At 49.6% G+C, this 6,608-nt stretch carries 5 protein-coding genes; 4 read left to right on the top strand and 1 reads right to left on the bottom strand.

From position 1 onward, the window contains the following. The first annotated feature begins 116 nt into the window (after positions 1 to 116). Together AOQ57_RS07995 and AOQ57_RS07990 are read left to right on the top strand one after the other, a co-directional pair. On the top strand, positions 117 to 581 hold the full coding sequence (locus AOQ57_RS07995) for a hypothetical protein (RefSeq protein ID WP_093626886.1): 465 nt from the start codon (positions 117 to 119) through the stop codon (positions 579 to 581). A gap of 11 nt (positions 582 to 592) precedes the next feature. Then, positions 593 to 1,477, top strand: a complete 885-nt coding sequence (locus AOQ57_RS07990) for a DUF6681 family protein (RefSeq protein ID WP_093626884.1) — start codon at positions 593 to 595, stop codon at positions 1,475 to 1,477. Between the two features lie 50 nt (positions 1,478 to 1,527). On the opposite strand, the gene AOQ57_RS07985 is transcribed toward AOQ57_RS07990, so the two are convergent. Continuing rightward, on the bottom strand, positions 1,528 to 2,571 hold the full coding sequence (locus tag AOQ57_RS07985) for an aldose epimerase family protein (RefSeq protein WP_093626882.1): 1,044 nt from the start codon (positions 2,569 to 2,571) through the stop codon (positions 1,528 to 1,530). Between the two features lie 222 nt (positions 2,572 to 2,793). Here AOQ57_RS07985 and AOQ57_RS07980 point away from each other — a divergent pair, with 222 nt between their 5' ends. Both AOQ57_RS07980 and AOQ57_RS07975 read left to right on the top strand, forming a co-directional pair. Next, complete coding sequence (locus AOQ57_RS07980; RefSeq protein ID WP_093626880.1) at positions 2,794 to 3,330, top strand: TetR/AcrR family transcriptional regulator; 537 nt, start codon at positions 2,794 to 2,796, stop codon at positions 3,328 to 3,330. A gap of 36 nt (positions 3,331 to 3,366) precedes the next feature. After that, positions 3,367 to 6,078: a YhgE/Pip domain-containing protein gene (locus AOQ57_RS07975; protein ID WP_093626878.1), complete on the top strand. Its 2,712-nt coding sequence runs from the start codon at positions 3,367 to 3,369 to the stop codon at positions 6,076 to 6,078. Positions 6,079 to 6,608 lie beyond the last annotated feature (530 nt).

Here is a 6,608-nt window from a genome sequence, read left to right as displayed (position 1 = left end):
TCGGTGCGTAGTTGACATCAATAGACATAGTTAACGAGAAAATAATGATCTTTTAAACATTTTCGCCCACTAGCTAGTGTATAATTTGTGGGACTAAAAAGGGAGATGAGAACGGAATGCCATTAAACACACCACCATTTATCACACCGTTTGCCTTGGTGTCGGTAGTTTTAGCCTTGGGGGCCACCAACGTCGTGGTTAACAAGACGACCAACACCAACAACGGGGCGGCGGTGGTTTCATCTAGTTCCCGCTCGACTTCGATGAATTCCAGCCAGTCTGGCAGCAACGCTAAGCCAAGTGATGACAGTAGCGACAAGAACAGCAGTCAGGCCACCGGGAACAGTACCGATTCTTCGTCGGCTAACAGGACCAGTACCGCCACAGACACCACTAATAACAACACGACGACGGGCACGACCAGTAACGCGACGGACAACTCGTCGACCCGTAGTACTAAGGCACCGACGAATGAGTCTTCATCGTCGACAACGACCAATAACACAACTAATACGACGACCAATAGCCATACTACGGGAACAACCACTACCAATAACAATGAGGCAACAACAACGAACTAAGGAGGGGCCAAATGTTTTCATTGCTAGATATGATTAACGGGTCGCTGGGGTACTTTAACCTAAGCGTCAAGGTCAAGAACCGTATTTACGTGGCCCTAGCTTTCTTCGGTGATGGCTATTTAATCTACGTCACCTTTATGCTGTTGAAAAATCAGGCCTGGATGCGGGGCTTCTTATACTTTTTAGCTGTCTTAGGGGTAACCTATTACCTTTACTTGAACGCTGTCTATTATTTCCTGGGAAGAACCTCACGCTTTGATTTCTTATCGCCATGGCTGTCTAAACTTACCGGGACGACGCGAGAGACACCTGAGGAAAAGGAACGCCAGCGGCTAGCCAAGCTGGCGGCCCAGCAAAATCGGGCAATGGGGGCATCTAACGGTTTATTTACCGCTGAAGACGTGATTCAAGCTGAGGTGGAGATTGATTCCCACGAGCAGGAGAACCTGCGTAAGGTGGTCGACCAACTAGTTGAACAGGGAATTCTCCTGGCTGATTACAATGGCCTGGATACCGATGAAATTATTGCTCAGTACCAGGAAACCGGTCAGCCGGTAGCGGCCTTAAACGCCGGCCAGCAACCGCCGTACTTCGAGCTGATTCACGACCCGCTGGGGCACCGCTTGGAAATCTATATTGGTTTAAACCAGATGGAAAAACGGCCAGTTGGCCACATTAAGCGGGTCGGTTTAACTGACGCGCACACCGCCCACCATCGCTTTGCCCTCTATCTGGCAAACCTGTACGTAACCGGGGGCCCGCATAAGATTCCGGGCCGGCGGGGTTCAACGATTCTGACCGACGGCGATTTTGGCTTAGTCGCCCAGGTGGCTTACCAAGACCGTAAGGAAGACACCAGAATGGGAACGCAAGAACGCACCCGAAGCAACCGCTAGCTAATAAAAAGGGACTGTGACAGTTTTTTTGTCACAGTCCCTTTTTGTGTTTAGAACTTTACCACGTATTGGAGTTGGTAGTGTTGTGGCTTGCCCGGCCGTAAGACAATGTCGCCAAAGGCGGGATTATTAATGGCATCCGGCAGGGTCTGGCCTTCCAAGGCCATGGCCAACCATGGTTGAGCAGGGTGGTCGAGATCCTTAACGGAGTTGTCCAGACCGTTAGCGGTGTACATGATCATAGCATTACGATCGGAGTAGATCTTGACTTCGCGCCCGGAGGCGGGGTCGTTCATGATAGCAACGGGCATGTGATCTAACGTGTTGCTTGGTTCAACCACGAAGTAATCGTCAAAGCCCCCCTCGGTAGTTTGGGCTTTCATTTGGGCCAAGGCATCGCCCATTCGGGTTGCCGTCGTAAAGTCGTACGGGGTGCCCGCGTTAACCAGCTTTTCGCCAGTCGGGATCTTACCTTCATCGACAGCCAAGTGGTACTTAGAGTTCAGCGCTAAGGTGACGTTTTCGATCGTGTCATCATCGCTGATGTTCCAGTAAGTGTGGTTGGTTGGATTGAAGAGGGTTGGTTGATTGCTTGAGGCGTAAAAATCAATTGTCAGCCGGTTATCCTTGTGAAGGGTATAGACGATTCGGGCGTTTTCGGTGCCTGGAAAGGTGTCTTCTTCTTGAGTGAAGGTCTTGGTGAAAATAACCTGAAGCTGGTCGTTAACTTGGTCGGTGGACGCATCCCAGATCTGGTCCTTGAAGCCATGGGAGCCTCCGTGGATGTTATTGTTACCTTCGTTTTGTTCAACTTGGTATCCCTTGCCATCGATGAAGAAGTGGCCCCCACCGATCCGGTTAGCTACGCGACCAATTGACTTGTTTAAGCAAAGGCCGTTGTCCATGAAACCAGCCACCGTGTCAGAGGATAAAACGAGGTTCTTTTTTTGGCCAGTTTTGGTTGGAACGGCGTAGGCCTGCAGAAGGGCAGCCAGGTTCAAGACGCTAACTTGAACGCCGTTGTCGTTTTCCATCGTGTACTTGATAACGTCTTGGCCCTGCCAAGTTCCAAAGACTGAAGTCGTAATTTGCATTTGAAAAACATCTCCTTGATGAATTAGTAAGCGCTTTCCACGCCCTTTATTGTAGCATAGCCAAGGAAGCCTGCGGATCTTTTTGTAAAAATTTAGTAAAACTAATCATGAAACAGTTTGCTACATTTGTCTTATAATAAGACAAAAATAGCGAAGCCAATCTGTTAGAGATTAATGTTTCACGATATAATGTGGGCGTTAGTTTGAAATGGAGGATCAAGCATGAAAGCCAATCGGACCGTGCGGGACTTTGAGGTCGCTTTAATGCACCTGTTAGAGAAGTCTTCATTTGAAAAGATCACTGTCGACCAAATTTGCGAAGAAGCACTCCTGCACCGGAGCAGCTTTTACCGCTACTTTCATGACAAGTATGACCTGCTTGAACAGACACTGGGAGCATGGGTAGCACGGGTTATCGATCAAACCGCCACCGAAAATGACTTAATTGAGGCCTTGGTCACCCGGATTGAAGAGAGCCGGGTGATCTTTTCTAACTTGGCTAATGGGGGGATGCGGAGCTCTTATTCAGCCGAGTTGGTTGGCATGATTGCTGAAATCCTGCTGGATCGGCGTGAGACCACCAGTCAAAACACGATCGTGGTCGCTTTGAAAGTGAGCCCCAACCCCGAAATGTTAGCCTACGTGTTGAGCGGGGCAATCATGGGGGCCTTTTACTGGTGGCAAGAAAATAACTACCACGTTCCCAAAGAAGAGGTAGTTGCTTTCATTAAACGTTCGGTTCACGCCTTGATCCAGTAATTTCAAACCAAAATCAATTGAGAGAAAGGAAAGACAATGTGGGAAATGATTAAGGCTGAATTCCGGCACATTCGACGGAATCGCCTCCTATTGTTATCATCGATTGTTATCTGTTTTATTCCCTTTTTGTACAGCATCTTCTTTTTAAAGTCAGTGTGGGACCCTTACGGGAGCACCCAGAACCTGCCGGTCGCCGTGGTTAACGAGGACCACGCCGTTAGGTATCAGGGTCAAACGTTAAGGGTTGGTAGCCAACTGGCGAGTGAGCTTAAGAAGAACAAGCAACTGAAGTGGGAAATAGTTTCAAAGAAAAAGGCCGAAGAGGGCTTGAGTCACCGGAAGTACTACACGGTGGTGACAATCCCGGCTAATTTCTCTAAGGATGCCGCCACCGTTTTAGACAAGAACCCCAAGAAAATGGAGCTCAAGTACGAAACGAACGGTTCCTTAAACTACATCGGCCAGGTTATCAGCGAAATGGCGATGTCCAAGCTCAACCAGCAGGTCCGTGCTCAAGTAACTGAGGCCTATGCTAACACGATGATCAAACTGGTCAAGAAGGTTGGCAAGGGCTTTAACCAGGCGGCCAGCGGGGCCAAGCAGATTAACAATGGAATGGTAACCCTAAGCACGGGGACCAATCAGTTTATCGCCGGGGTCTCAACCGTCAACAACGGGGTTCAAACCCTGCAGGCAGCCGTAAAGCCCCTGGCCAGTGGAGCTAGCCAGCTAGCGAGCGGGAGCTCTACTTTAGCCAGCGGGGTAAATCAATACACGAGTGGAGTGGGCCTGGTGGCCGCTGGCTTAACCAAGCTGACGGCAAACTCAGCTGCTTTAAACAGCGGAACGGCGACACTAACTAGCGGGGTGGCCCAATACACCAGTGGGGTGGATCAGCTCGGTAGCGGTCTGACGACATTGAAGAACAATTCCAGTGAATTACGTAACGGCGCTGCCAGTTTAAACACGGGGGCAACTGAATTAAGCAGTGGGGCTAACCAGCTAAACACCGCCGTTAATAGTTCCCTTGGCAGCCTGGATTTCACTGGGATCATGAGTGCCATGAATCAGGCTAGTCAAATGCAAAAGAGCCTGGCAAGCCTGCAAACGGGACTGACCCAGGCCCAATCCGCCCTCAAGGATGTTAATACCCAGGCGACCCAGCTCAAGAGCGCTCAAGACGCCCTGAGCAAGGCAAGTTCAGCCGCCGGAGCCCTGAACGGAGTGGCGACCAATGATGCCGCCATCGCCAAGACGGCTACGGAGCTAGCAGGAAGTACAACGGATGAAAACACCAAGGCTCAGCTGACGGCGATTGCTCAAAAGGCCCAGGCCAACGTCACCACCATCCAGGGGATGGGGACAACGCTGAGCCAGTTAAGCAGTTTGAGCTCGAGCTTGAGCGGTCTGCAAAGCCAGCTGAACAACCTGGCCGGGTTGCAAACAACGTTAACTAATGCCCAGACAACCCTCACCCAGGCCAACCAGCTTTTGACGACCTTGCAGGGCTACCAGAGTACCCTGTCATCGATGCCAAGTAAGGTGGCTGAGTTGAAGCAAGCTACCAATTCTCTGGCTTCCGGGGCCGCCAGCCTGCAGAGCGGGATGACTAGTGCCCAGGCGGGAATTAACCAATACACCGCCGGCGTCGACACGGCGGCCAGCGGGGCTAGTCAACTAATGGCTAATTCCGCAACCCTCAAGAGCGGGGCTAACCAGCTAGAGAGCGGGGTCGCTCAATACACCGCTGGGGTCGGCCAAGCGAGTGCCGGGACCGACAAGTTAACGGCTAACTCATCATCCTTGGTCAGTGGTGCTAACCAATTGGCCAGTGCCCTGATTCAGTTAAACGCCAAGGTACCGTCCCTGGTTAGCGGGGTCAGCGCCTTAGCAACCGGGACCCAGAAACTGGTCGATAATTCGCCTGCTCTGGTAACTGGAATGGCCAAGCTAAACGCCGGGGCTGGAAAACTGGCGGACAAACTGACCAGTGGGGCCAAAACGGTTAACCAAGTTAAGCCAACCAAGAAGACCGCCCGGATGGTGGCTGCACCAACTGTGCTTAAGCACAAGGACTACAGCTACGTACCAAACTACGGTCACGCCCTGGCACCATATGTCCTATCTGTGGCACTGTACGTTGGGGCACTGGTCTTTAACTTCGTCTACCCAATCCGGCGTGTTGCGCTTACCGAACGGCGGGCTAGCGCCTGGTGGGCAAGTAAGGTAGCCGTTGGGATGACCAGTATAACCGCGATGGCGATTGCTGAAGGCGGGATTATGATGCTCCTTGGGCTTAACGTCCTCCACGTTCCGTCCTTCTTCTGGACCCTTGTCCTCTTTGGCTGGGCCTCAATGGCGGTGGTCATGTTCTTATCGATGACCTTCGACAATCCTGGGCGATTCTTTGCGATGGTCCTCTTGATGCTTCAGCTTGGTGGATCCGGTGGGACCTTCCCAATGGAGCTAACGATGAAGTTCTATAACGTCATCCACTGGTACCTGCCGATGACCTACTCAATTCTAGGCTTGCGCAACGGTATCAGCGGTGGACTGGGCACCCATTACGTGGCCTTTTGTAACAGCATCCTCTTAGCGATTGCACTAGTATTCGTGGCCTTGTTGCTTATTTCAATGATTTGGTTACAGCGGCACCATTACGCTGGCAAGTCAGAATTAGACAACAACCAAGCGCTGTTAGCGCCTGAAAAAGACGATGACGGGATGCATTTAAGCCGCCGAAACTAAAGTATTAAATAAATAAGGGAGTGTGATTTCTGTGTCACACTCCCTTATTTGACTTTTTATCAAGTTCTATTAATGGAGAAGGTGATGTTAGGTGCTAGCACCCAGCGTCACCTTTTTGCTTTCTTTTAGATATCTATGGAAAGGAAATTACTAATTAGCACAATATTCATATATATTTCGCTTAAGTGAGCGCTCTTACGTCTGCTAATAAGGGTCCTTTCTTCGCTGAGGCAGAACCCACTGATGATCTGATAATAGCCACATTTCTAAGTGGAACCGCCTTCCTTAAATCCTACTTTATTATCGAACGTTAACAAGTGTCTTTTGTGGATATACCGTATAAAAATTAAGTAAAATCTTAACTTAACACTTAACCACTTTTAGTTTATTATACAATAAACATAGAAGCTTGAAAAAATAATGATAGTAATGGTATACATAACTATCTAAAACTAAAACCAGCTACTATATTGTGATAAAAATATAATTAGTATGGTAAATATTATATTTATGGCAGATTGTAAGAAATA

Origin of the sequence: Limosilactobacillus gorillae (genome assembly GCF_001293735.1) — a bacterium.
Lineage (GTDB): Bacteria > Bacillota > Bacilli > Lactobacillales > Lactobacillaceae > Limosilactobacillus > Limosilactobacillus gorillae.
This window is presented reverse-complemented; position numbering and strand designations above follow the sequence as displayed.